This window comes from Dechloromonas denitrificans, from assembly GCF_020510685.1.
GTDB lineage: Bacteria > Pseudomonadota > Gammaproteobacteria > Burkholderiales > Rhodocyclaceae > Azonexus > Azonexus denitrificans_A.
This window is the reverse complement of record NZ_CP075185.1, coordinates 1371079-1394683: the sequence shown is the minus strand read 5'-3', so window position 1 is coordinate 1394683 and position 23605 is coordinate 1371079. Positions and strand designations below refer to the sequence as shown.

The window sequence follows — 23605 nt, the reverse complement described above, 5'->3', positions numbered from 1 at the left end:
TCCGCGACATGACCGCCAAGCACTCAAATTTTCTGACCAACCCCTATCTGCTGCTCACCCTGACCGCCCTCTTCTGGTCCGGCAACATGGTGATCGGCCGCGGCGTCCGGGCCGACGTCCCCCCGATGGCGCTGGCCTTCTGGCGTTGGGCCATCGCCTTCCTGCTGATCCTGCCGCTCGCCCTGCCGCACTTGAAGAGCCAGTGGCCGTTGCTGAAAAAAGGCTGGCCACCGATCCTGATCCTCGGCCTGGTCGGCGTCGGTGGTTACAACACCTTCGCCTACATCGCCCTGCAGTACACCTCGGCGACCAACGCGGTGCTGCTCAACTCCTTCATCCCGGTCGCCACCATCGCCATTTCCTGGGCCTTTCTCGGCAAACATCTGCGCCGCCTCGAAGCCATCGGCGTCGTCGTTTCGCTGTGCGGCGTGATGACCATCGTCGCCCGCGGCGACTTCAATGTGTTGACCCACCTCAACCTCAATCTCGGCGACGCCTGGATGCTCGGCGCGGTCCTGATCTGGGCCATTTATACCGTCGGTCTCGCCTGGCGCCCGGCCGGCGTGCACCCGATGCTGATGCTCGCCGCGATGACCCTGGTCGGCCTGGCCGCACTGTTCCCGGCCTACCTTTGGGAAATCGGCCAGGGTCGCCAGATCAATGTCAATCTCGGTTCGCTGGCCTCGCTGGCCTATATCGGGATTTTCCCCAGCTTCCTCGGCTACATCTTCTACAACCGTGGCGTCGGCGAGGTCGGCGCCAACAAGGGCAGCCTGTTCATCCACCTGATGCCGGTCTTCGGCACGCTGCTCTCGGTCATCTTTCTCCACGAGATACCGTTCTGGTACCACTATCTCGGCATCGCGCTGATCTTCGCCGGCATCTGGCTGACCACGAAAAAGTGATGGGCCTGTTCGACTGGTTCAAGCCCGACAAAGCCGGCGCCATTCCCGACGCACTGTGGGCGCAGACCATCGCCGGGCTGCCCTTTCTCGGCGACCTGGCGGCCGACGAGCAAGCCAGCCTGAAATTGCTCGCCGAACAATTCCTCGCTGAAAAGGAATTCAGCACCGCCGGCGGCCTCGAACTCACCGACGAAATCTGCGTCGCCATCGCCGCCCAGGGCTGCCTGCCCATCCTCCATCTCGGCCTCGCCGCCTATCGCGACTGGGTCGGCATCATCGTCTATCCCAACGAATTCATCGTGCCGCGCCACGTCCAGGATGAGGCCGGCGTCGTCCATGAATACGCCGACGTACTCTCCGGCGAAGCCTGGCAGGGCGGCCCATTGCTCGTTTCCTGGCACGACGTGCAGATGGCCGGCGACGGCTACAACGTGGTCATCCACGAATTCGCCCACAAGCTGGACATGCTGAACGGCGAAGCCGACGGCATGCCGGCCCTGCACTCCGGCATCGGCGAAGCCGAGTGGCAGCGCATCTTCACCGCCGCCTACGACGATTTCTGCCACCGCGTCGACGCCGATGAAGAGACGATCATCGACCCCTACGCCAGCGACAGCCCGGCCGAATTCTTCGCCGTGCTCTCGGAAAGCTTCTTCGAATTGCCGGACGTGGTGAATGCCGAATACCCGGCGCTCTACGCCCTGCTCAAACGCTACTACCGGCAGGACCCGCTGCAGCGCTGGCCAACCGGCGCATGACGCTAGCCGGACAGGGGATGCGGCGCCCCAGCCAGGCTGTAGGATGATGCCGCTATCAACCACCGGATGAAAATCATGGACGAATTCATGCAAGCGGCAATCGACGAGGCCAGGCTTGGCCTAGCCGAAGGCGGCATCCCGATCGGCTCGGTCATCGTTCATCAAGGGCGCATCATCGGCCGCGGACACAACCGCCGGGTCCAGCAAGGCAGCGCCATCCTGCACGGCGAAATGGACGCCTTTGAAAATGCCGGCCGTCAGCCGCCGCAGGTCTATCGCGAGGCGGTGCTCTACACCACGCTGTCGCCCTGCGCCATGTGCAGCGGCGCCATCCTGCTCTACGGCATCCCGCGAATCGTCATCGGCGAAAATAGGACCTTCCTCGGCGAAGAAGAATTGCTGCGGACCCGCGGGGTGGAGCTCGAAGTCCTCCAGAACCCGGTCTGCGTCGCGCTGATGCAGGACTTCATCGCCGCCAAACCCGAACTCTGGAACGAGGATATCGGCCAGCCGGCGACGGGTTGTTAAGCAGGGCGGGGGCTTGGCTGAAGACATGTTCGTCGAGTTTGAGCGCTCGACCGGAAATATCTCGATACCTGCGATGTGGCAACTATGCCGACCAGGCGCTCCCGGTCAGGAGTGGACCTAGGTCAAATTTGCTGCACCTCCCCCCCATCTCCTTCGGATGTCGTTTGCCATGAAACATGGATCAAACGCCGTATCCATTGCAGATATTGTGTTTCGCTACGAATGCTGCAATGCTTCAACCGCAAGCAATCACTTACCAGATCCAACAATTTCGGCGCCGGTGGTGCAGAATTTATTTCGCCAGCCATGATACTCACCCAAGGAAGCTGACGAATCATGATGTTAGCACTCCCCATCCGATCATATACACCACTGCTGCAGGAAGTAGGCACCTGCATAGGTGCCTACTGAACGTTAGCCATTTCATATCGAACCATGAGCACAAAAGAGATCAAAGTTGGCAATGTCATCCTCACGATTCCGGATAGCTCGGATCTTCACGTCGGGCAACCGCAGGATCGCAAGAAGTTGATCGCGGAAAGAGGCGAAGAAGCAAAACCAATTGCGAGTTTGCCGCACATTCCGAACCCAAATGATTTTGTTGGGGCGAGCACGTTCCAAGTACATGCCATTAGCCGAATTGGCACGTCCGAGAAGAAATGGGTTAACAAGGCGGGATTTCTAATCTTTGGCGTGGCCCCAATCGTCTTAGTGGAAGCGGTTTGTATCTGGGTTTGGGTCGAACAGGGCAAGTGGACTGCATTCGCAATCGCAAATGTGATGATTGCCTTCATCTACAGGCCACAAGGCAAAGCCGCCAGGAAATAGTAAAAATGGCTAACATCACAATCCACCGGACCTCCGGCAAGCTGCGCTTGCCTGCGTCCGGTGATTTTCAACGTTAGACCTTAGGAAATCATGCTCTTCGACCCGTACATATCGTTTTTTGAATCGCTGGTAAAGGCATGGAAGCGTGATGACAAGCGTGTTCGGGCAGCACTATTGCTGGCAACTGCGGCCACAGCTATCGCCATCTCGATCGCGCTGTTTGCCCAATCCGGGTTGGTCGACAAAAAGATCACCGAAACAATTGCTGGAGTAATCGGGGCACTAGCCGGGCTTGTCGCGGTTGGCGTTGCGGCATACCAAGGCCTCGCAGAGCAAGAGGCCCGAGAACAAAAGATCGAGACGGTGGAACAGCGCCTTCGCGAACACCCCGAGAAACCCCAACTCGCATGGGATCTCGCTAGGGTCAAGCTCGAAAGCTACCTAGATCGCAACCTCAGCCAGGTACGGTCGATATATTGGCTCACCCTGATCGTCATGCTCTGCGGCTTTGGCTTTGTTAGCTACGGGCTGTTTCAGGCATCCCAGAATCCCGAAAAGCTACCCGTATCAATTGTTGCTGCCGCTTCTGGCGTACTCATTAGCTTCATTGGCGGCTCTTTCCTGCTCATCTATCGGTCGATTTTGGCTCAGTCCAAGGAATACGTCACCGTCCTTGAGAGAATAAACGCCGTTGGCATGGCGGTACAGGTCATCGCAACAATCCCTGAGGCGAGCGCTGAGCTAAAGAGCCAAACAAAGGCAGAGCTTGCCAAACAGCTCTTAACCCTGTACGCGCACTCTGGCTCGCCAAGCGCTGGCGATAGCATGCCTAAGGTCTAACATGGCGCTCAACCTCGCTGCCTTCGGTCGCTGGACGCTGCGCGATAAAGCCGCGCAGCGCCGGTTAGCTCTACGTTAGGTGTCTTATGTCAGCGATCGCCCGAACACTACTTGGCATCTTGACCGTTCTGTGTTGTTCCTCCCCAGCACTTGCAAATGACCTATGCGTGGAAAGTGGGCTTGCCAGCATTTCACCCAGGAAAGACTGCCATACCATAGACGTCAAACTCGTAGATGGAGACAGCGAATACGTCGTCAAGATGGCACAAGCGTTCAAAGAAATGAAGCGCGACATGGATGTAATTTATGGAGTGAATCATTTCGCACTTCGTGCGCCGGATGGCGAGGTTTTCTATCTCGGAGAATTCAAACCGTGGGTCACGTCGTTATTCTGGCTGATTTGGTCCAGGCCCGACACGCTAGCAATGACAAGAATATACAGCGCAACAGCATCCACCCGAGGTGATGAAATCTTTGAAAAGGTACTGCTCAAACAAGGATCGCGTTTCTGTACCTTGTACAGAATGAAAAAGCCGTTTCTTGGTGAGGTTAAAGATTGCAGCGGAGACTATTCAGCACATATTCATAATTTTTTGCACAACGTTCACATCCTGCCTGATGTAATTCCTCCAAGCCAAGCCTGGCTTGAAGCGTGCAAAGCCTTCCTCGACGGAAGTGCCCAATTTTGCGGGGAGAATTATGTGAATCACTCGGCAACGATCGTGCGTCGCACCAGCGACGACAAGCTTAATTATGTTGTCGAGCTCAGCAATTATTTTGATGACACAAAGACCACAAGAAAAAACCGGCCAAACTATCTCGTTTACGTAATAGACCCCGAAAATAGGACCATACGATTTGTTTCAGCGAATGAAAAAAATAGCGGTCATAAGCAACTGGTCGAAATTGGTCAATAGCAACTGCCTGCCACCTAACAATCCGGTCAAGGCGCTCCCTCCGGTCGCTGGGACAGCCGGCAAGCCGGCTGCCCCTTGCCTAAAACGTTAGGCACTAGGTAATGACATCCATTGTCGTGAAAGTATTTGTCGCTCTAATTGCTATTGCGGCATTTTTCCTTGCAATTGGTCTTTCAGGCGCCGCGTTCTTTCTTTGGCCTACGAGCCTCACCGATCAGGAACTCAAAATCACGCCTGAAGTTCTAGCGGAGCTCCAAAAATTGAAGGAAGAGCGGAAGTTTAGTGAAGATAAAAATACTTTTTACCCCGGCGCTCCGAGTGAAGCTATTCGCGCCAGCGCCCAGGCGTCAGTTGATGCAATCATTCACTCGTTAGTTACTGGGTTACCTGCAAATCCAAGACGCTCGGTTGTACTTGGTACGTTCAAGCGTGCCTTGGCAGGGTTGGAGCAGCACGACTCCGAAGAACGAGACCAAGTCCTTATTTATCTCGAACGCATCATGTCTATTGTCGGGGTCACCAGCTCAGGTGAGCTATTAAATGTCTGGCGCTACGGTTTCCCGTATGGGTGGTTTCAGCACGCCTAACATTCCGGTCAAGGCGCTCCCTTCGGTCGCTGGGACAGCCGGCAAGCCGGCTGCCCCTTACCTAAAACGTTCCTGAACGCCCGCTTTCCATTTCTGGGTACGGCAGCCATAGGCACATTCGAGCCATCCACAAAGTGCAATGACGGCCATTCGATTTTGACCGCCAAGCAAACCGCCCGTTCACCGTTAACCTGCCGACAGCCTCCCGATGAAAGCCTCCAATGCCGCCAGCACCGCGGCCTCCTGATCGCGTTGCGGGGTGTGGCCGCAGTGGGCGAGTTTGAGCAATTGCGTGCCGGGCACTTGTTCGGCGATTGTATCGATCTGGCGCAACGTTGCGTATTCGTCGTCTTCGCCCTGGATGGCCAGCACCGGGCAGCGGATTTTTGCCAGGTAGGCCTCGATGTTCCAGTCGCGGAAGACCGGCGATAGCCAGGTGTCGTTCCAGTCGCTGAAGACCTGCGGCGTCTGGTCGTGGTGGTAGCGGGCCAGCTTCTTGGCCAGGTCGGTGGTTTCCCAGGCCGTGCGGGCGGCGTGAATGCCGGCCAGCGTAACGTCCTCGACGAATTCATGCGGCGCCATGACGGCGATGCCGAGCGGCACGGTCGGGAAAGCTCCGGCGAAGATCAGGGCGATGCTACCGCCGTCGCTGTGGCCGATCAGGATCGGCCGCTCGACGTGCAGAGCGGCGAGCAGGGCCGGCAGCGCTTCCTCGGCCTCGCGGTGCATGTAGCTTGGCGTGCGCGGCGCGGCATAGGGCTGCGAGCCGCCGTAACCGGCCCGCGACCAGACGATTACCCGGCAGCGGGTGGCCGCAGCCAGTTTGGCCGGAAAGTCGCGCCACATGGCGACGCAGCCCAGGCCTTCGTGGAGCAGCAGCAGGGTCGGCCGGCCTTCATCGGCAGCGGGAAGGTCGCGGTATTCAAGGAGCAGGCCATTGACGACAATATGTTTCATGGTTTCAAGAGGAAATCGCGCGCCACGGAAATTTGCGCTTCGTTGAGGAACATCGGCGCATGGCCAACATCGGGAATTTCAGCCAGTTGCGCACGCGGCCCGCGCGCCCCCATCTGCTGCCAGGTTTCGCGCGGCAGCAGGTCGGACTGGGCACCGCGCACGACCAGCGTCGGACAACGCAGCTGCTCGTAGATCGGCCACAAATCGATGTCCTTGTCGACGAAGGTCGCCTTGAACGGCGCGGCAATCGCCGGGTCGTAGAGAAAGCCCCAGCGGCCGTCGGCCCGTTGGGCGACGGTGTTTTCGGTCAGGAACCACCATTCGGCCTCGCTCAGATTGCCGAACGGTGCGCTAATCAGTTTGACGTAGGCCAGGGCGTCGGCGAACGTCGCCCAGGTCGGGTCGGCGCCGACATAGGCCGCGATCCGGTGCAGCGAATCGACGGTGATGATCGGCCCGACGTCATTGAGCAGCAGCTTGCCAATCGGCGTCCCTTCCTGGGCCGCCAGCGCGATGCCGATCAGGCCGCCCATCGAGGTGCCGACCCAGTCGACCCGCTCGACGCCGAGGCGGGCGATCAGCGTGACCATGTCGGCGACGTATTGCGGCACCTGATAGCCGGCCGGATTGCGCAGGTGAGCGCTCTTGCCGCGCCCGACGACATCCGGGCAGATGACCCGGTAATGCCCGGACATGGCCTTGGCCAGGGCGTCGAAATCGCGCCCGTTACGGGTCAGGCCATGGACGCAGACCAGCACGCGCGGATTGTGCGGGTCGCCCCACTCCGTATAGGCCATCCGGTGCAGGCCGGACGGACTGATGCATTGCACCTGCTGTTGCCGATATTCCATGCTGGCACCTCCGCCATAAATTCATCACTTGTCATGCCAATAGCGCCGATAAGCCCGCCGCCAGGCGGTTAGCGTAACACTTTCCGCGCCCAGTCCAATCTCCACCGCGCCATCGCGATCGGTACGCCAGAGGGTCATCGGCAAGGCCTCGTAGCGGGCAAGCACGGCTTCTTTCGGATGGCCGAAACGGTTGCGATAACCGACAGGGATAACCGCCGCCTGCGCCCCGACGGCGTGCAGGAAGGCCGGCGTCGAGGAGGTCTTCGAACCGTGGTGCGGCACGAGCAGGACATCCGCCGCCAGCTTCCCCGCATCACGGGCAAGCAGCGCCGCTTCGTCGGGCGCCTCGATATCGGAAGTCAGCAAAGCTGCCTGGCCGCCGGCTTCGATGCGCAACACGCAGGATAGATGATTGGTCTTGCTGTCCCGCTGATAGGCCTCGGCAGACGGATGCAGGACCCCGAAAACGACGCCGTCCCACACCCAGCGCTGGCCGGCCAGACAGGGTTCGCCATCGATTTCGGGCAGCGACGAACGCAGTTCGCCGACGGCCAGCGCCGCGCGCACCGACGCCGTGCCGCCCGAATGGTCGCTGTCGCGATGCGTCACCATCAGCATGTCGACCCGGTTGATGCCGAGCCAGCGCAGATAGGGCACGACGACGCGCTGACCGGCGTCCGATTCGGCGCTGTAGAGCGGGCCGGGGTCGTAGATCAGCGTGTGTTCGCGGGTCCGCACGACGCTCGCCAGTCCTTGCCCGACATCGAGTACGGTAATCCACGCCTCGCCTGCACCAGGCTTGTCGACCGGCCAGAACAGCGCCGGAATCAGCAGCGGGACGCCGAGCAGCCGGCCGGGCACGCCACGCGGCAGCAGGCAGACGGCGACGCCCAGGCCGGCCGCGACGGCGGCCCACAGCGGCGGCACCGGGGCCTGCCAGACCGGCCAGACGGCGCACCAACCCAAAAATAACATCAGCCAATCCAGCACCCAGTGCGCCAACGCGGCAATCGGCCACCATGGGACCAGCGCCGCAAGCAAGGCAAGCGGCGTGACGACGAAACTGACCAAGGGAATGGCCAGTGCATTGGCCAGCGGCGAGACCAGCGAGAACTGCTGGAAGACGAGCAGCAGCACCGGCAGCGAGGCCAGCGTCGCCGCCCACTGGACAACGCCCCAGGCGCGCACTTGCTGGCGCCAGCCCCGGCCCTCGCCGAGGCGCGCCGAACCGATGTAGAGCAAGGCGCCAACCGCCCCGAACGACAGCCAGAAACCGGCGGCCAAGACTGACCAGGGGTCGTAAAGAAGGACCACCAGCAGGGCCAGCAACAGCGTCCGGCTGGGCGCGATCAGCCGCCCGGAAAGGAGCGCCAGCGCGGCGACCAGCAGCATGTACAGGGTGCGCTGGGCCGGCACGGCGAAGCCGGCCAGCAAGGCGTAGACGAAGGCCGCCAGACACGCCGCCAGCAGACCGGCCTTCTGGGCCGGCAAGCGCAGCGCCAGAGCCGGCACCCGGCGCCAGCCGAAATTGACCAGCCAGCCGAACAGCGCGGCGACCATCGTGACATGCAGGCCGGAGATCGACATCAGGTGCGTCGTGCCGGTGCGGTTGAAGGTCGTCCATAGATCACCCTGGATCGCCCGCTGGTCGCCCACCGCCAGCGCCACCAGAATGCCGGCCCAGGGGTAGCGGTCGGCCGGCAGCATTTCGGCATAGCGGGCGCGCACCGCAAAGCGCAGACGCTCGATCAGGTAGTCCGGCTGCCAGACCATCTCGGCGAGGCGCTGCGGCGGATCGGGGCGGATGTAGCCGGTGGCCCGGATGTCGCGTTCGAGCAGCCAGGCCTCGTAATCGAAACCGCCCGGGTTGGCGTTGCCGTGCGGCCGCTTCAGGCGCACCGTGAAGCGCCAGCGCTCGCCGGGACGCAGCGGCGGGCGGTCGACCGCCGCGTCGGCGCCGCGCCCCTGATACCAGGAAAGCTGCAGCCGGTGCGGGACGACGGCGGCCTCGGTCAGCACCTTATCGACGACGAATTCGAAACGCGTGCCGCTACTGAAATCCTGCGGCAGCGCGGCGATCACACCGACCACCGCGATATCCCGGCCCTCCCACGCGGCGGGCAGCTGCTCGGCCAGCCGCAGATCGGCCCGCCAGCCGGCCCAGGCAAAGCCCAGCGCGCAGCACCCGACGATGGCCAGCAGCCGGCTCGGCCAGCCCGGCCAGCGCCAGCCGGGCAAGGTCAACAGCCCGCCGGCCAAGGCCCACAGCGGCCAGACCGGCAACTCCGGCTGCCTCTGCAGCGCCAGCACGCCAGCCGCAAAAGCGAGAATAAAAAGACGCATGCTGCAATAATAAGTGCATGCGTCACTACCTGAAAAAATACCTGCCCGACCACGAAACGATCCGCCGCAACCCTTGGCTGCGGCCGTTCGAATCAACCTTGTTGCACCCGCGCCTGTGGCATCTGAACCGTCACTCGGTGGCCGGGGGCGTTGCCGCCGGCCTGTTCTGCGGTCTGATTCCCGGACCGCTGCAGATGTTCGCGGCGGCCATCTGCGCCGTGGTTTTTCGCGTCAACCTGCCGCTCGCGCTGCTCGTCACCGTCTATACCAACCCGCTGACCATCGTTCCGCTCTATCTGCTGGCTTACCAGCTGGGCCGGCTGGCGACCGGCCAAAGCAACGGCTTCATCGCTCCGCCGGAATTCAGCCTGACCGACTTTGTCGGCTGGACCGAGGCCATGCAGGCCTGGATGCTGGTCGTCGCCAAGCCGCTCGGCGTCGGACTGGTCATCCTCGCCGCCGGCCTGGCGGTCATCGGTTACTTTGCCACCAAGGCGGTCTGGCGCGCCCACCTGATCGCCGCCTGGCGGCGGCGCAAAGCCATCAGGTCCTGAAGCGGGCCATTTCGCCGCTCAGGGTCTCCGCCAGCTGGCGAAGACTGTCCGCGGTAACTGCGTTGCCGTCGGCCGCCGCATTGTTCTCTTCGGCCATCTGGGCGATGCGCTCGACGTTCTGGGCGATTTCGGTACTCGCCGAGGTCTGTTCGCGCAGCGCCACGGAAATTTCCGATACGGCATCGGCAACCTGATGCGAGCGGGCTTGCACCTTGCCGATCGCGTCGCCGGCCAGCATGGCCTGTTCGACACCGCTTGCCACCCGCTCGACGCCGCGCTTCATGCTGGTCACCGCGGTTGCCGTCCCGGACTGAATGGCGCCGATCATGCCGGCGATTTCCTGGGTCGATTTGGCGGTTCGTTCGGCCAGCTTGCGCACCTCGTCGGCGACCACGGCAAAGCCGCGCCCGGACTCGCCGGCCCGCGCCGCTTCGATGGCGGCGTTGAGGGCGAGCAGATTGGTCTGGTCGGCAATATCCTTGATCGTGCCGACAATGGCCGAAATCTGGTCCGATTGCTGACCGAGTTCCTCGACCGCCGCGGCCGACTGATTGACCGTTTCGGCAATGGCCTGGATCTCGCTGGCGACATCCGCGACGATACGACCGCCTTCGGTCGCCAACTGATCGGAGGCGCGCGAATGGTCCTGCGCATCCTGGGCGTTCTTGGCAATGTGATCGACACCGACCGTCATCTGCTCGACCGCGGCGGCCATGCTCGAGGCGGAATCGCTTTGCGCACTGGTGCTGGTGGAAATCTGATGGCTTGAGGAAGCGAGCTGCTCGGCCGCCGCCCGCAAGTTTTGCACGTCGCTCTGAATGCGCCCGAGCAACTGGCGGAAAGCAACCGCCATGTCGTTGAAATCGCGACCGGCCGCGTGCAGCTCATCCGAACCGGTGCACTCGAAGCGCGTCGTCAAATCGCCGTCGGCCAAGCGACGGGCGCCACTGGAAAAGATATTGACGCTGCCGATCACTGAATAATAGGTCCCGATACTCAGGTAACCGACCAGCGCCATGATCACCGCCGCCAGGCCGAGATCGAAAATCAGCACCTGCTGCGCCGCCGTCTTGCGGCTCTGCAATTGCTGCTCGAACTGCGGAATCAGCGTCTCGAACATCATCTTGTAGCCGAGGTCGATGATCTCGGTGGTCATCGCAAAATAATCTTGCGGCGGCGTGACGAACTTTTCGCCGAGGATATCGTCACGCACCAGCGCCAGGGTCTTGTCGACGCCATCGGTAAACTGCTTGGCCGGTCCGCTCAGGCTGCCCTGCAGCCCGGGGTTGTAGCGCCCGACCTTGTCGAGGTTGTTGTTCTGGGCACGCAGGGTGTTGGCCATCTGCGCATTGAGCGAAGCGATGTCGATCCGCAACTGCGCCGACAGCTCCTTCCGGGTCAGCACACCGGTGCCGCGGGCCCGGGTAATGCCCAGCGGTTCAAGCATGGCCGGCATCTTGGACACCACCGTATCCATGAAATAGTAGGTATCCATCACCGGGTCGAGCGTCAGTTCGGTGGCATCGGCAACATCGATCATGAAGACCAGAACCTTGTCGATCATTGCCGTATGGCGTTTGAGATTATCCGGCGGCGCCCAGCCCAGACCCTGCGTGCGGATTTGCTCCCAATCCTGACGGATCGCTTGCCAGGCCGCCGACTGCCGCAGTTGCGGCGAGAGTTCGGCATCCGTCGCGGCTAGCGCGGCGACGACATCGTTTTCCTTAGCCGCGCGCTTTTCCTTCATCGCCTCGTTGCCGTTCAGCACGCCGGACGACAGACCCCGGTGTTGCTGCATCGACTGCGTCAGACGGTTCATCGGCTTGAGCATCTGCAGGCCCGCCAGTTCCTTGCTGGCCGTTTCGATATCGCGACTGAGATTGATATAAACGGTGAATAACAAAACCAGCATGACGGCAGCAACCGCCGCACCGAGCACGAAAAACTTGCTGGTGTAGCGCAACCGGTTCATCAGGGCGATGGCGGGGGAAAACAGGGCTTGCATGTACTTTTCTCCTGACCAGCTCAGAGGGCTGGATCATTTGCTGCAAAATCGAGCGCCGCAGCTTAAGCGCAAAAATTTCCGTCGTTCAGCATCAACACGCGGTCGGCGCGCGCCGCCAGGCTTCGGTCGTGGGTCACCATGACCAGGCTGGCCTGCTGGGTACGGACCCGCTCGAACAGCAAATCGAAGACCACCGATGCTGTATGACTATCGAGATTGCCGGTTGGTTCATCGGCCAGCAAGCACGATGGATTGCTGACCATGGCCCGGGCGATCGCCGCCCGCTGCCGCTCGCCGCCCGACAACTCACCGGGCCGGTGCTCCAGCCGATGGCCGAGACCGACCGCAGCGAGCATTTCGGCCGCCTTGGCCAGCGCGGCCTGGCGTTCGGTGCGCCGGATCAGCAGCGGCATGGCGACGTTTTCTAGGGCCGAGAACTCGGCCAGCAAATGATGAAACTGGTAAACAAAACCGAGATGCCGGTTTCGCCAATCGCCGCGCGCCACCTCGCCGAGCGCCGAAAAATCCCGGCCCATCAGCTTGACGCCGCCGGCCGACGGCGCATCCAGGCCGCCCAGCAAATGCAGCAGCGTGCTCTTGCCGGAACCGGAGGCGCCGACGATGGCCACCGTCTCGCCCGGCATGATCGCTAGGTCGATGCCGGCAAGGACCGAGACGTCCAGCCCGCCGCCGCGAAAAACCTTGGCCAGCCCGCTGGCCTGCAGAATCGGCTCACTCATAGCGCAGCGCCTCCGCCGGATTGACGCGCGATGCGCGCCAGCTTGGATAGAGGGTGGCCAGCAAGGCGAGCACGAAGGCGATCAACGTGACCCCCCAGACGTCGCTCCATTGCAGCTCGGACGGCAGATCGGAAATGTAATAAACCTCTTTCGACAGGAAATGCACACCCAGCATTCTTTCAATGAACGGCACCACGACATCGATATTCAGCGCCAGCGCGACACCGCCGACGATACCCAGACCGAGGCCGATGAATCCGACCAGCGCACCCTGCACGACGAAAATCGCCATGATCGACCGCGGCCGCGCCCCGAGGGTGCGCAAAATGGCGATATCCGCCTGCTTGTCGGTCACCGCCATGACCAGCGTCGAGACCAGATTGAATGCTGCCACGGCGACGATAAGCGACAAAATGATAAACATCATATTTTTCTCAATTTGGACCGCCCGGAAGAAATTGGCGTGGCTCTTCGTCCAATCGCTCAGATAGGCATCGGCGTCGATGAACCGGGCCAGTTCGCGGGTGATGCGCGGCGCCTGAAAGAGATCGTCCACCTTCAGCCGCACGCCGGTCACCCGGTCGCCCATCTGGTACAGGGTTTGCGCATCGGCCAGATGAATCAGCGCCAAGCCGCTGTCGTACTCGAACATCCCCACTTCGAAAATGCCAACCACGCGGAAAGACTTCAGTCGCGGCACGACGCCGGCCGGCGTCACGGTGCCCTGCGGGGCGATCACGGTGACCTTGTCACCGGTAAAAACGCGTAGCGAACGAGCCAGATCGGCCCCCAGTACGACGCCGAACTCGCCGGGCCGCAAGTCGTCCAGACTGCCGCTTTTGATCGTTGCGCGGAAATCGGCGACGCGATCCTCCTGGTCGGGCAGGATGCCGCGGATCAGCGCGCCCTTGACGCCGTTTTCGACGGTAAACATCGCCTGCGACTGGACGAAAGGCGCACTGGCCTTGACCTCCGGATGATTCATCGCCTGCGCGGCCAGGGCCGGCCAGTTTTCCAGTTCGCCATTGACGCCGGTAATCTGGATGTGCGAGGCGACCCCGAGAATGCGGGTGCGCAGTTCTTTCTGGAAACCGTTCATCACCGACAGTACGACGATCAGCGCGGCGACGCCGAGGCCGATGCCGAGCATGGAAATCATCGAGATGAAGGAAATGAAGTGGTTACGGCGTTTGGCCCGCGTGTAACGCAGACCGATCAGCAATTCGTAAGGCAAGGCCATGAACGAGGGCAGTCGGTAAAAGACGCTATGGTACACTTTTCCACCCTGAACCCCGCCCTCCCCTCCCTGTGCGCCTCACCCTGCTCGTTCCCGAACTGATCTGGCCAGAACCCGCCGACCAGCTGACCCTCGGGCAGCTGCACGCGCCCGGTTTGGCGTGGTTGCTGGCCCACGCGACCGGCGAGCGCCGGCCGCGCCGCCCCTTCGAAGCCGCCCTGGCCGGCCAGTTCGGCCTGGCCAACCCGACCTACGGGGCGCTCCGCCTGCTCGGCGAAGACGTCAGCGAGGCCGCCGTGGATGGACACTGGCTGTGCGCCGATCCGGTGCATCTGCGCTTTCACCAGGAACGCATCATTCTCGCCGATGCCGGCGCCTTCGACGTCGACGACGAAGAAGCCCGGGCCATCGTCAGCGCGCTGAATGCCGAATTTGCCGATATTGGCGAATTTCGCATGGCCACTGCGCGGCGCTGGTATCTGCGCCTGAAGACCGCCGTCGATCACGTCGCCGAGCCGATTTCCGCCGTCGCCGGCCGCCGGGTCGATAGCACGATTTCCGACAAGAACGCCACGCTGACCCGCTGGCTCAACGAAGTGCAGATGTTCCTGCACGGCCACCCGATCAACGAAAGCCGGCAAGCCGCCGGCAAGCCGGTGATCAACAGCCTCTGGCTGTGGGGCGGCGGCGCCCTGCAACGCCCGGGCCCCGGCCATTTCACCGCGGCCTGGTGCGACATCCCGCTGGCCACCGGCCTGGCCCGCGCCGCCGGCACACCGGTGCATCCGGCGCCAGCCGGACTAGCCCAATTGCTCGCCCTGGCCTCCGGCAAGACCAACCAGCTCGTCGTTCTCGACGCTCTGCTGCCGCCGGTTCTCTACGAAGACAGCGAAGGCTGGCGGGCGGCGCTGCTCGCCCTTGAAGCCAATTGGTTCGCGCCGTTGCGCGGCGCCCTCGGCCGCCGGATCCACACCCTGACTATCGTTGCCCCAACCATCTACGGCGAATTGACCTGGACCTTGCGCGGCAGCGACCGCTGGAAGTTCTGGCGCCAGAGTCGCCCGCTCGCTGCACTGGCCGCTCAACTGGCCGAAGGAAAGTCGTGACCCGCATCGTCAACCGCAGCATTCCGCAACGCGTCGTCTGGCAACTGGAACAACAGGGCCTGCATCCGCTGCTCGCCCGTCTCTACGCGGCGCGCGGCGTCAAGGACAAGGCCGAACTGGATTACGAACTGAAATCGCTGATCCCGCCGAGCGCCCTGACCCACGCCACGGACGCCGCCCACATGCTGGCCGATGCCATCGAGGCCGAAGCCCGGCTGCTGATCATCGGCGATTACGACTGCGACGGCGCTACCGCCACGGCGGTCGGCATGCGCGCCCTGAAAATGCTCGGCGCCGACGTCGATTTCCTGCTCCCCGACCGCTTCAAGCTGGGCTACGGCCTGTCGCCGGAAATCGTCGATGTCGCGGCGCAACAGTCGCCCGACCTGATCATCACCGTCGACAACGGCATCGCCAGCATCGAAGGCGTGAACCGCGCCCGCGAACACGGCATCGCAACGCTGATCACCGACCACCACCTGCCGGCCGAAACGCTGCCCGAGGCCGATTGCATCGTCAATCCAAACCAGCCCGGCTGCGACTTCCCGTCGAAATGCATCGCCGGCGTCGGCGTGATGTTCTACGTGATGCTCGCCCTGCGCGCCGAACTGCGCGAACGCGGCTTCTTCGCCGAGCGGCCGGAACCCAATTTCGCCAGCCTGCTCGACCTCGTCGCCCTCGGCACCGTCGCCGACGTCGTCAAGCTCGACCGCAACAACCGCATCCTCGTCAGCCAGGGCCTCAAGCGCATGCGCGCCGGCCAGTTGCACGCCGGCCTGGCGGCGCTGTTCAAGGCGGCCGGCCGCGACCCGAAAAAAGCCACGGCGATGGATCTCGGCTTCATCCTCGGGCCGCGCCTGAATGCCGCCGGCCGGCTGGCCGACATGCGCCTCGGCGTCGAATGCCTGCTCACCGACGATCCGGCCCGCGCCCTCAACATCGCCCAGCAGCTCGACGCGCTGAACCGCGAACGGCGCGAAATCGAATCGGGCATGCAGGAACAGGCGCTGATCCTGCTCGAGTCGCTCGATGCCAACGACAGCGCCTCGGGTATCGCGCTGTTCGACGAAGGCTGGCACGAAGGCGTCGTCGGCATCCTCGCCTCGCGCATCAAGGACAAACTGCACCGCCCGGTGTTTGCCTTCGCCCCCGGCGAAGGCGGCATCGTCAAGGGTTCCGGGCGTTCGATTCCCGGCCTGCACCTGCGCGATGCGCTCGATCTGGTCGCCAAACGCGCCCCCGGCCTCCTAGTCCGCTTCGGCGGCCACGCCATGGCGGCCGGCGCCACGCTGCGCGCCGAAAACTTCGAGCAATTCCGCGAACTGTTCGCCCAGGTCGCCGGCGAACTGCTCTCGCCAGCCGACCTGACCCGCACGCTGGAAACCGACGGCGCCCTGGAAGGCAGCTATTTCTCGCTGGAAACCGCCCGCCTGCTGGACAACGAAATCTGGGGCCAGGGCTTCCCGGCGCCGCTGTTCATCGATGAATTCGAGGTCGAGCAGCAACGCGTGCTCAAGGAAAAACACCTCAAGCTGCGCCTGCGCAAGGGCGAAACGCGGATCGACGCGATCCAGTTCAACTTCAGCAACCAACCGGGAAACAATACCCGGGTCGCTTACCGGCTCGCCATCAATGAATACATGGGCGTCGAAACGACCCAGTTGATGGTCGAGCATCTGGAATAGCGGGGCGATGCCCCTTTCGGAAACGCCCCGCCGACACCAGCTGCCGATCCGCGCGATCGCGCTGTCGCTGCTCTTGCACGGCCTCGTCCTGGTCATTCCGCAGCACGCGCCGGAGGGCACGGATCGGCCGGCCCGGCGCATCGAAGCCAGGCTGGCCCAACCGGCCCCGGCCACCCCGGCGAGCGCAGCGCCAGCAAAATCGGCGAGCAAGGCAGCGCCGGTCAAGCCGCGGGCGGAAAAACGGGTGATCGCGCTCGAGCGCGGCAAATCCGCCGTAACCAGCCCGCCGGCCCGCCAGTGGTCGGTCAAAGAGCGGGAAGAAATGAACAACTTCCTCAACGAGCTCGGCGCCCAGGCCCGCCCCGCCCCGACGCTGGCCCAGCGCTCGCTGGCCATGGCCCGCGAACTGGGCCGCGAACAGGCCCGCCAGGACGGTGAGGACAACGTCGAGCTGGAGCGCCTGCCGAACGGACCGCCGGCTGATCCATTCAGTCTCGAAATGTATCTCGATGCGATGGTCAAGAAACTCAACCGCAGCGCCGCTTTCGTCAGGAACGACCCGCGCGCCAAGGGCGTCCGCAGCGCGCTGGTCCGGGTCCGTCTCAAACCGGACGGCTCGCTGCACAGTTTTCAGGTGCTCAACGCCGCCGACCAGCAGGACGAAATCGCTTTCATCAAGGCCGTCGTCGAGCAGGCCGTTCCCTTCGCCGCCTTCCCGGCTGACTTGCGGAAATCGGCAAAATCGCTCGGCCTGCTGATCTGCATCCGGCCGCCGAGCAGCAGCGGCGGCTTCGGCTTCAGCCGCGACACCTCGGGACGAGGCTGCTGAAACGACAGGGCCGGCCTTCTCGCGAAGGCCGGCCCTGAGTACGATCAACGAAGATCGACTGGTTCTAGCTGGCGCTGGCCGAGCGCTTGCGAGCCACGGCAATACCGACCAGAGCTGCGCCGAGCAAGACCAGCGTGCCGGGTTCCGGAACATTCTGGTCGCCACCCGGATCGCGCGCCCACAGGGCGATGTGGGAAATGCTCTTCTGACCGTTAAAGACAGTGGTCAGATTCCAGTCACCCTCGAAATTAAGGATGGGATCGAGATAATTCGGCGGCGGTGCGACGCCGAACTGATCCGAGGTGAAGTCATAGACCGCGAAGCCGCCCTTGTCTCCACCGCCCTGCTTGAAAACCAGCGCAAACTGGTCGAAATAGTTCTTGCCGAACAAGGGTGCGGCATCGATGGCGATATTTTTGTCCGGCGTGAATTTCCAGGAACCGACGCCCGTAGCGGTGTCGTAGGAGGCCGAGAATATTTCGCTGCCGAACAAGGTATTCGGCAGACCGGCGATGCTGCTGACCGCCTGGAAGGTACCCTTGCCATTGTCACCGAAGTTGAGGCTGCCGAGGTAGATCCAGCCCGGATCGGGTTTGTTGTCACCGTTCAGGTTCGACGCCGGGTACTGGGCGGAAGTGAACTCGTAGCCGGTAAAAAAGCTGCCCTGCTTGTTCGGCTCGCCATTCATGTAGCCGTCGCCATACCAGCCCAGATTGGTCGTCGGCAGGGCATTGCCCGGCGCAACACCGGGTACGTCATTGCCGGGATAGACGCCGACGCAACTGTTGTATCCGATGGTTCCGGTAACGGTGGTCGTGCCAGGATTTTGCGCCTGGTAATACTCCGTGACATTGACATAGGAACCGCTCTGGTTGCATGCGAGTTGGGCCGCAAAGGCAACCGTCGAGCCAATGCTCAAGGCAAAGCCGACAGCCAGAAATTTCTTGTTGATCATGATTTGTTCCTCCAACACGATTGCTGGCCGTAAAGCACAGCGATTACCAATTTTTACGCCAATGAAAATACGCATCGGCGCGTCAGCAAGATCGGCTTACCGCCAGTGGCGATGAACACAAGATCGCCCCGCAACCTTACTTTGGTAATAGCAAATCGGGTGCCACTTCAACAAATCACTGATTTTTAACAAATAAAATATGACAACACTAAAAATCGCCAAAAACTGTAAAAAATGTCGACACTGACAAAGCACTGGTCAGCGATCGCTCAGTAGCGCACCCCGGCCGGCGGGGTGAACGAATCGAGCGCATGCAGATAGGCGGCGCGGGCGAAGGCACTCGGATCGGGCAGGTTTTGCTGGCTCATCGAACCCTTGAGCTGGCTCACCGATTCGTACTCCCGGACCTCCATCCAGTGCTTCAGGCCATCCAGCACCTCCATCAGGGCCGGCGGTCCGGATTGCAGCAGGGCGCTCGCCATATGCACGACGTCGGCCCCGGCGAGCAGCATTTTGAGCGCGTCTTCGGCGGTATGCACGCCACCGCTGGCCGCCAGCGTCAGTTCGGTCCGGCCACGCAGAATGGCGATCCAGCGCATGGTCAACAGGCCGTCGGCCGAACTCGACAACTGGACGCGGTCGACGACGCTCAGGCTGGCCAGATCGATATCCGGCTGGAAGAAGCGGTTGAACAAGGAGACGCCGGCCGCCCCGGCCTGCCTGGCCCGGTGTACGAAATTCGGCAGCGACGTGAAGAACGGTGACAGCTTCATGCTGACCGGAATGCCGACCACCGCCTTCAGTTCGCCGAGCAGCGACAGGTAGCGATCTTCCAGTTCTTCGCCGCCGAGCATCGGGTCGCCCGGCATGAACCAGGCGTTGAGTTCCAGCGCATCGGCCCCGGCCTCCTGCATTTCCTTGCCGAGTTCGACCCAGCCATTGAGCGAGGAGCCGTTCAGGCTGGCGATCACCGGAATATCGAGCCGCGCCTTGAGCGCCTGCAATTGTTCGAGATAGCCGTCGAGCTGGCTGCGGTAATCGCGGCCGGCCGGCAGGTGGCCGCTCGCCTCGCCAAAGCTGTCCGGATGGACGAGAAAGCGGTCGATCATCTTTTCGTCGTTACGGACCTCTTCTTCGAACAGCGAATGCATGACGATGGCCGCCGCGCCGGCATCTTCCAGATGCAGCACCGCGTCGAGGTGGCGGCTGAGCGGCGTCGACGACGGCACCAGCGGGTTCTTCAGCGCCAGGCCGAGGTAGGTGGTGGACAGATCAGGCATTGGGGGTCTCCTTTTGTTCGGCGGCTTCCTGGGCTTTTTCCTCGATCAGCGCCTCGGGCAAGGCCAGTTCGGCCAGCTCGACATATTCCTGATGGCGCAGTCGGGCATCGTTTTCGGCCTGGACCATGAAGCGTTCGGCGGCCTCCGGATGCTGGCGCTCGAGCACGGTAAAGCGCGCTTCGTTGCGGGCGAAATCGCGGAAGGGAATGCTCGGCGCCGCGCTATCGACCGACATCGGATTCCTGCCCTGCTCGCGCAGCCGCGGGTCGTAACGCAACAGCGGCCAGTGACCGGCCTTGACCGCCAGATCCTGCTGACTGTGGTTGTGCGACATATCGACGCCATGCGCGATGCACGGGCTGTAGGCGATGATGATCGAGACGCCGGGATAGCTCTCGGCATCGAGGAAAGCCTTCAGCGTATGGGTGTCCTTGGCGCCGTAGGCGACCTTGGCGACAAAGACGTTTTCGTAATCCATGGCGATGCGCGCCAGATCCTTCTTGCGGTTCGGCTGGCCGCCGGCGGCGAATTTGGCGACCGCACCGCGCGGCGTCGCCTTGGAATTCTGGCCACCGGTGTTGGAATAAACCTCGGTATCGAGGACCAGGATATTGACATCGGCTCCCGAGGACAGCACGTGGTCGAGGCCGCCGAAGCCGATGTCGTAGGCCCAGCCGTCGCCGCCGATGATCCACACGCTGCGCCGGATCAGGTATTCGGCGACGGCGGCCAGTTGCGCCGCGGCCGGCGTGGCGATGTGGGCCAGCTTGGCGAGCAAGGCGGCGACCCGCTCGCGCTGCTCATGGATGCCGGCTTCGCTGCTCTGGTCGGCATTGAGCAATGCGGCGATCATGCTGTCACCGACTTCCAGCGCCATCGCCTTCAATTGCGTGCGTGCCGCATCGGCCAGTTGGTCGGTAGCCAGCCGCATGCCGAGGCCGAATTCGGCGTTGTCCTCAAACAGCGAATTGTTCCAGGCCGGCCCGCGGCCTTCGGCGTTGGTCGTGTACGGTGTGGTCGGCAGGTTGCCGCCGTAGATCGACGAACAGCCGGTGGCGTTGGCGACCAGCATGCGGTCGCCGAACAGTTGCGTGGCGAGCCGGATGTAGGGTGTTTCGCCGCAGCCGACGCAGGCCCCGGAGAACTCGAAAAGCGGCGGCAGCAGCATCGAACCGGGAATGGTGTTGCGCTTGACGACATTGCGGTTGTAGTCGGGCAGCTTCAGGAAAAAGTCCCAGTTCTCGGCTTCCTGGGCACGCAGCGGCGCCTGCTCGGCCATGTTCAGCGCCTTGCGCGAGACGTTGCTCTTGTCGCGGATCGGGCAGATATCGACGCACAGCGTGCAGCCGGTGCAATCTTCCGGCGCGACCTGGTAGCTCATCTGCCAGCCGGCCGGGTAATCCTTGCTGCGCGGCGTCATGTGCTTGAAGGTCGGCGGCGCCTGCTCGGCCAGTTCGGCCGGGAACAGCTTGGCGCGGATGGCCGAATGCGGGCAGACGAAAACGCACTTGCCGCATTGCGTGCAGAGGTCGGTTTCGACGACCGGAATCTGCAGCGCCAGATTGCGCTTCTCGTATTTGGCGGTGCCGGTCGGCCAGGTGCCGTCGGCCGGGAACAGCGAGACCGGCAGCGCATCGCCGTGGCCGGCGATCAGCGGGATGGTCAGCTTGCGGACGAAATCGCTGAGTTGCGGCGCGGCGATGGCCGGGGCCGCAGCGCTGAGCGGCGCGCCGGCAAACGCCACCTGGTGCAGGCAGGCCAGCGTCTTGTCGATGGCCCGGAAGTTCAGCTCGGCGATGCGCCGGCCCTTGCGGCCATAGGTCTTCTCGACGGCGCGCTTGATCGCGGCAATCGCATCGTCGGCCGGCAGGATGCCGGAAATGGCGAAGAAGCAGGCCTGCATCACCGTATTGATGCGCCGCCCCATGTCGGCTTCGAGCGCCACTTGATAAGCATCGATGACATAGAAACTGATCTGCTTTTCGACCATCTGCCGCTGCATGGCCGGCGGCAGCGTGGCCCACACGCGGTCGGGCGGCAGATGGGTGTTGAGCAGGAAGACGGCGCCCGGCGCGGCATGCACCAGCAGGTCGTGGGTTTCGAGAAAGAGCGGCTGATGGCAGGCGACGAATTTCGCATCGCCCGCCCCGGTCAGGTAAGCCGAGCGGATCGGCTGCGGGCCGAAGCGCAGGTGCGAGACGGTCATCGCCCCCGACTTTTTGGAGTCGTAAACGAAATAACCCTGGACGAAGAGATCGGTCGCGTCGCCGATGATCTTGATCGAGTTCTTGTTGGCCGACACCGTGCCGTCCGAGCCGAGGCCGTAAAAGACGGCGGCGAAGGTCTGCTGCGCGGCGTCGGTGCGGAAAGCCGGATCGAACGGCAGCGACAGGCCGCTGACGTCGTCGCGAATGCCGACGGTGAAGGCGCGCCGCGACCGGGGCTGGGCCAAGGCGTCAAAAATGCCGCTGACCATGGCCGGGTTGAATTCTTTGGACCCCAGCCCGTAACGCCCGCCGATGACTTTCGGCAGGCTTGCGAAACGCGGCGCCTCGCCGGTGAAATCTTCGGCCAGCGCGACCAGCACGTCCTTGAACAGCGGCTCGCCATCGGCCCCCGGTTCCTTGCAGCGATCGAGCACGGCAATGCCGGTGGTCGTCGCCGGCAAGGCGGCGAGCAAGGCGGCCGGCGCCCACGGCCGGAACAGCCGGACTTTCAGCAGGCCGACCTTGGCGCCCTGGCGGTTGAGGTGCTCCACCGTCTCCTGCACCGTTTCAGCGCCGGAACCCATCAGCACGATGACCCGCTCGGCATCCGGCGCGCCGACATAGTCGAATAACTTGTAGTGGCGACCGGTCAGCTTGGCGAACTGGTCCATGCGTTGCTGGACGATGCCGGGGAAGGCGTCGAACCACGGATTCTGCGCTTCGCGGGCCTGGAAGAAGACGTCCGGATTCTGCGACGTGCCGCGCAGCACCGGGTGTTCCGGCGACAGCGCGCGACCGCGCAGGGCACCGATCAGCTCCGGCGGCAGCATTTTCGTCAGGACGGCATCGTCCACCGCGGTGATCTTGGCCACTTCATGCGAGGTGCGGAAACCGTCGAAGAAATGCAGCACCGGGATGCGTCCGGCCAGCGTCGCGGCAGTGGCGATGACCGCCATGTCGTGCGCTTCCTGCACCGAATTGGAGGCCAGCATGGCAAAGCCGGTGGCGCGCGTCGCCATCACGTCGGAATGATCGCCGAAGATCGACAGGGCGTGCGTCGCGACGGCGCGGGCGGCGACATGGAAGACGGTCGGCGTCAGTTCGCCGGCAATCTTGTACATGTTGGGAATCATCAGCAGCAAGCCTTGCGAGGCCGTGAAGGTGGTGGCCAGCGCCCCGGCCTGCAAGGCGCCATGCACGGTGCCGGCGGCGCCGCCTTCCGATTGCAGTTCGACGACATTGGGAATGCTGCCCCAGATATTGGTTTTGCCCTCTGCCGCCCATTCGTCGGAGAGTTCGCCCATGCCGGACGAGGGAGTGATCGGGTAGATCGCAATCACTTCGGAGACGCGGAAGGCAACCGAGGCAACGGCCTCGTTACCATCGATGGTAAATATCTTGTTCATGATAATTCCTGGCGAAACGGGCTGAATGCTGCAATGCAACATCCTAATTTTACGCCTAACGACCGCAACTTATGCCGGACCGGAGAT

General features: G+C 62.7%; 21 protein-coding genes. 11 read left to right on the top strand and 10 right to left on the bottom strand.

Going from position 1 to position 23605, the window contains the following annotated elements; translation table 11 throughout:
* Window positions 1-8 precede the first annotated feature (8 nt).
* The 3 genes from KI611_RS06655 (at window position 9) to KI611_RS06645 (ending at window position 2191) form a co-directional block, all read left to right on the top strand.
* Window positions 9-905 (top strand): DMT family transporter, encoded by an 897-nt coding sequence (locus KI611_RS06655; protein ID WP_226419044.1) that lies wholly within the window; start codon window positions 9-11, stop codon window positions 903-905.
* Window positions 905-1663 carry a zinc-dependent peptidase gene (locus tag KI611_RS06650; RefSeq protein WP_226419043.1) on the top strand — a complete coding sequence of 253 codons (759 nt, stop codon included), beginning with the start codon at window positions 905-907 and terminating at the stop codon, window positions 1661-1663. Before KI611_RS06655 ends, KI611_RS06650 begins: the two co-directional genes overlap by 1 nt.
* A gap of 75 nt (window positions 1664-1738) precedes the next feature.
* Window positions 1739-2191, top strand: a complete 453-nt coding sequence (locus KI611_RS06645; RefSeq protein ID WP_264180089.1) for a nucleoside deaminase — start codon at window positions 1739-1741, stop codon at window positions 2189-2191.
* A 122-nt stretch (window positions 2192-2313) separates the two neighbouring features.
* Here KI611_RS06645 and KI611_RS06640 read toward each other — a convergent pair whose 3' ends face one another.
* A complete protein-coding gene (locus KI611_RS06640) occupies window positions 2314-2529 on the bottom strand; it encodes a hypothetical protein (protein ID WP_226419041.1) in 216 nt (71 codons plus the stop codon).
* A 97-nt stretch (window positions 2530-2626) separates the two neighbouring features.
* On the opposite strand from KI611_RS06640, the gene KI611_RS06635 reads away from it, so the two are divergent.
* The 4 genes from KI611_RS06635 to KI611_RS06620 all read left to right on the top strand — a co-directional run bounded on the left by KI611_RS06635 (window position 2627) and on the right by KI611_RS06620 (window position 5363).
* Window positions 2627-3019, top strand: coding sequence for a hypothetical protein (locus tag KI611_RS06635; protein ID WP_226419040.1), 393 nt, complete (start codon window positions 2627-2629; stop codon window positions 3017-3019).
* A 90-nt stretch (window positions 3020-3109) separates the two neighbouring features.
* Window positions 3110-3859, top strand: a complete 750-nt coding sequence (locus KI611_RS06630) for a TRADD-N-associated membrane domain-containing protein (protein WP_226419039.1) — start codon at window positions 3110-3112, stop codon at window positions 3857-3859.
* A gap of 86 nt (window positions 3860-3945) precedes the next feature.
* The gene (locus KI611_RS06625; protein ID WP_226419038.1) at window positions 3946-4776 is read left to right on the top strand and encodes a hypothetical protein; all 831 of its coding nucleotides are present in this window, start codon (window positions 3946-3948) and stop codon (window positions 4774-4776) included.
* Window positions 4777-4877: 101 nt separating this feature from the next.
* Window positions 4878-5363 carry a DUF4844 domain-containing protein gene (locus tag KI611_RS06620; RefSeq protein WP_226419037.1) on the top strand — a complete coding sequence of 162 codons (486 nt, stop codon included), beginning with the start codon at window positions 4878-4880 and terminating at the stop codon, window positions 5361-5363.
* Window positions 5364-5549: 186 nt separating this feature from the next.
* Here KI611_RS06620 and KI611_RS06615 read toward each other — a convergent pair whose 3' ends face one another.
* Genes KI611_RS06615 through KI611_RS06605 form a run of 3 tightly spaced genes read right to left on the bottom strand, consistent with a single transcriptional unit; the run spans window position 5550 to window position 9514 of the window.
* Window positions 5550-6320 carry an alpha/beta fold hydrolase gene (locus KI611_RS06615; RefSeq protein WP_226419036.1) on the bottom strand — a complete coding sequence of 257 codons (771 nt, stop codon included), beginning with the start codon at window positions 6318-6320 and terminating at the stop codon, window positions 5550-5552.
* Window positions 6317-7171: an alpha/beta fold hydrolase gene (locus KI611_RS06610; protein ID WP_226419035.1), complete on the bottom strand. Its 855-nt coding sequence runs from the start codon at window positions 7169-7171 to the stop codon at window positions 6317-6319. The genes KI611_RS06615 and KI611_RS06610 overlap by 4 nt, the downstream gene beginning before the upstream one ends.
* 24 nt (window positions 7172-7195) lie before the next feature.
* On the bottom strand, window positions 7196-9514 hold the full coding sequence (locus KI611_RS06605; RefSeq protein WP_226419034.1) for a DNA internalization-related competence protein ComEC/Rec2: 2319 nt from the start codon (window positions 9512-9514) through the stop codon (window positions 7196-7198).
* Window positions 9515-9531: 17 nt separating this feature from the next.
* On the opposite strand from KI611_RS06605, the gene KI611_RS06600 reads away from it, so the two are divergent.
* Window positions 9532-10068: a DUF2062 domain-containing protein gene (locus KI611_RS06600; RefSeq protein WP_226419033.1), complete on the top strand. Its 537-nt coding sequence runs from the start codon at window positions 9532-9534 to the stop codon at window positions 10066-10068.
* Here the strand turns inward: KI611_RS06600 and KI611_RS06595 are convergent.
* The 3 genes from KI611_RS06595 to KI611_RS06585 form a co-directional block, all read right to left on the bottom strand.
* Complete coding sequence (locus KI611_RS06595; RefSeq protein ID WP_226419032.1) at window positions 10058-12073, bottom strand: methyl-accepting chemotaxis protein; 2016 nt, start codon at window positions 12071-12073, stop codon at window positions 10058-10060. The genes KI611_RS06600 and KI611_RS06595 overlap by 11 nt on opposite strands.
* A gap of 62 nt (window positions 12074-12135) precedes the next feature.
* Window positions 12136-12813, bottom strand: a complete 678-nt coding sequence (lolD, locus tag KI611_RS06590) for a lipoprotein-releasing ABC transporter ATP-binding protein LolD (protein WP_226419031.1) — start codon at window positions 12811-12813, stop codon at window positions 12136-12138.
* Window positions 12806-14053: a lipoprotein-releasing ABC transporter permease subunit gene (locus tag KI611_RS06585; protein WP_413464015.1), complete on the bottom strand. Its 1248-nt coding sequence runs from the start codon at window positions 14051-14053 to the stop codon at window positions 12806-12808. The genes lolD and KI611_RS06585 overlap by 8 nt, the downstream gene beginning before the upstream one ends.
* A 68-nt stretch (window positions 14054-14121) precedes the next feature.
* Here KI611_RS06585 and KI611_RS06580 point away from each other — a divergent pair, with 68 nt between their 5' ends.
* From KI611_RS06580 to KI611_RS06570, 3 genes are read left to right on the top strand one after another with little or no spacing between them, the layout of a single operon-like run.
* The gene (locus tag KI611_RS06580) at window positions 14122-15156 is read left to right on the top strand and encodes a hypothetical protein (RefSeq protein ID WP_226419030.1); all 1035 of its coding nucleotides are present in this window, start codon (window positions 14122-14124) and stop codon (window positions 15154-15156) included.
* Window positions 15153-16841: a single-stranded-DNA-specific exonuclease RecJ gene (gene recJ / locus KI611_RS06575; protein ID WP_226419029.1), complete on the top strand. Its 1689-nt coding sequence runs from the start codon at window positions 15153-15155 to the stop codon at window positions 16839-16841. Before KI611_RS06580 ends, recJ begins: the two co-directional genes overlap by 4 nt.
* Window positions 16842-16848: 7 nt before the next feature.
* Window positions 16849-17670 carry a hypothetical protein gene (locus KI611_RS06570; protein WP_226419028.1) on the top strand — a complete coding sequence of 274 codons (822 nt, stop codon included), beginning with the start codon at window positions 16849-16851 and terminating at the stop codon, window positions 17668-17670.
* Window positions 17671-17734: 64 nt separating this feature from the next.
* Here KI611_RS06570 and KI611_RS06565 read toward each other — a convergent pair whose 3' ends face one another.
* The 3 genes from KI611_RS06565 to nifJ form a co-directional block, all read right to left on the bottom strand.
* A complete protein-coding gene (locus KI611_RS06565) occupies window positions 17735-18625 on the bottom strand; it encodes a PEP-CTERM sorting domain-containing protein (protein ID WP_226419027.1) in 891 nt (296 codons plus the stop codon).
* A gap of 269 nt (window positions 18626-18894) precedes the next feature.
* The gene (locus KI611_RS06560; protein WP_226419026.1) at window positions 18895-19905 is read right to left on the bottom strand and encodes a dihydroorotate dehydrogenase-like protein; all 1011 of its coding nucleotides are present in this window, start codon (window positions 19903-19905) and stop codon (window positions 18895-18897) included.
* On the bottom strand, window positions 19898-23518 hold the full coding sequence (gene nifJ / locus KI611_RS06555; RefSeq protein ID WP_226419025.1) for a pyruvate:ferredoxin (flavodoxin) oxidoreductase: 3621 nt from the start codon (window positions 23516-23518) through the stop codon (window positions 19898-19900). Before nifJ ends, KI611_RS06560 begins: the two co-directional genes overlap by 8 nt.
* Window positions 23519-23605 lie beyond the last annotated feature (87 nt).

Excerpts from the sequence above, each read along its gene's own strand:
- KI611_RS06655 (WP_226419044.1), top strand. The coding sequence starts at position 9 with ATGACCGCCAAGCACTCAAATTTTCTGACCAACCCCTATCTGCTGCTC.
- KI611_RS06650 (WP_226419043.1), top strand. The coding sequence starts at position 905 with ATGGGCCTGTTCGACTGGTTCAAGCCCGACAAAGCCGGCGCCATTCCC.
- KI611_RS06645 (WP_264180089.1), top strand. The coding sequence starts at position 1,739 with ATGGACGAATTCATGCAAGCGGCAATCGACGAGGCCAGGCTTGGCCTA.
- KI611_RS06640 (WP_226419041.1), bottom strand. The coding sequence starts at position 2,529 with ATGATTCGTCAGCTTCCTTGGGTGAGTATCATGGCTGGCGAAATAAAT.
- KI611_RS06635 (WP_226419040.1), top strand. The coding sequence starts at position 2,627 with ATGAGCACAAAAGAGATCAAAGTTGGCAATGTCATCCTCACGATTCCG.
- KI611_RS06630 (WP_226419039.1), top strand. The coding sequence starts at position 3,110 with ATGCTCTTCGACCCGTACATATCGTTTTTTGAATCGCTGGTAAAGGCA.
- KI611_RS06625 (WP_226419038.1), top strand. The coding sequence starts at position 3,946 with ATGTCAGCGATCGCCCGAACACTACTTGGCATCTTGACCGTTCTGTGT.
- KI611_RS06620 (WP_226419037.1), top strand. The coding sequence starts at position 4,878 with ATGACATCCATTGTCGTGAAAGTATTTGTCGCTCTAATTGCTATTGCG.
- KI611_RS06615 (WP_226419036.1), bottom strand. The coding sequence starts at position 6,320 with ATGAAACATATTGTCGTCAATGGCCTGCTCCTTGAATACCGCGACCTT.
- KI611_RS06610 (WP_226419035.1), bottom strand. The coding sequence starts at position 7,171 with ATGGAATATCGGCAACAGCAGGTGCAATGCATCAGTCCGTCCGGCCTG.
- KI611_RS06605 (WP_226419034.1), bottom strand. The coding sequence starts at position 9,514 with ATGCGTCTTTTTATTCTCGCTTTTGCGGCTGGCGTGCTGGCGCTGCAG.
- KI611_RS06600 (WP_226419033.1), top strand. The coding sequence starts at position 9,532 with ATGCGTCACTACCTGAAAAAATACCTGCCCGACCACGAAACGATCCGC.
- KI611_RS06595 (WP_226419032.1), bottom strand. The coding sequence starts at position 12,073 with ATGCAAGCCCTGTTTTCCCCCGCCATCGCCCTGATGAACCGGTTGCGC.
- lolD (WP_226419031.1), bottom strand. The coding sequence starts at position 12,813 with ATGAGTGAGCCGATTCTGCAGGCCAGCGGGCTGGCCAAGGTTTTTCGC.
- KI611_RS06585 (WP_413464015.1), bottom strand. The coding sequence starts at position 14,053 with ATGGCCTTGCCTTACGAATTGCTGATCGGTCTGCGTTACACGCGGGCC.
- KI611_RS06570 (WP_226419028.1), top strand. The coding sequence starts at position 16,849 with ATGCCCCTTTCGGAAACGCCCCGCCGACACCAGCTGCCGATCCGCGCG.
- KI611_RS06565 (WP_226419027.1), bottom strand. The coding sequence starts at position 18,625 with ATGATCAACAAGAAATTTCTGGCTGTCGGCTTTGCCTTGAGCATTGGC.
- KI611_RS06560 (WP_226419026.1), bottom strand. The coding sequence starts at position 19,905 with ATGCCTGATCTGTCCACCACCTACCTCGGCCTGGCGCTGAAGAACCCG.
- nifJ (WP_226419025.1), bottom strand. The coding sequence starts at position 23,518 with ATGAACAAGATATTTACCATCGATGGTAACGAGGCCGTTGCCTCGGTT.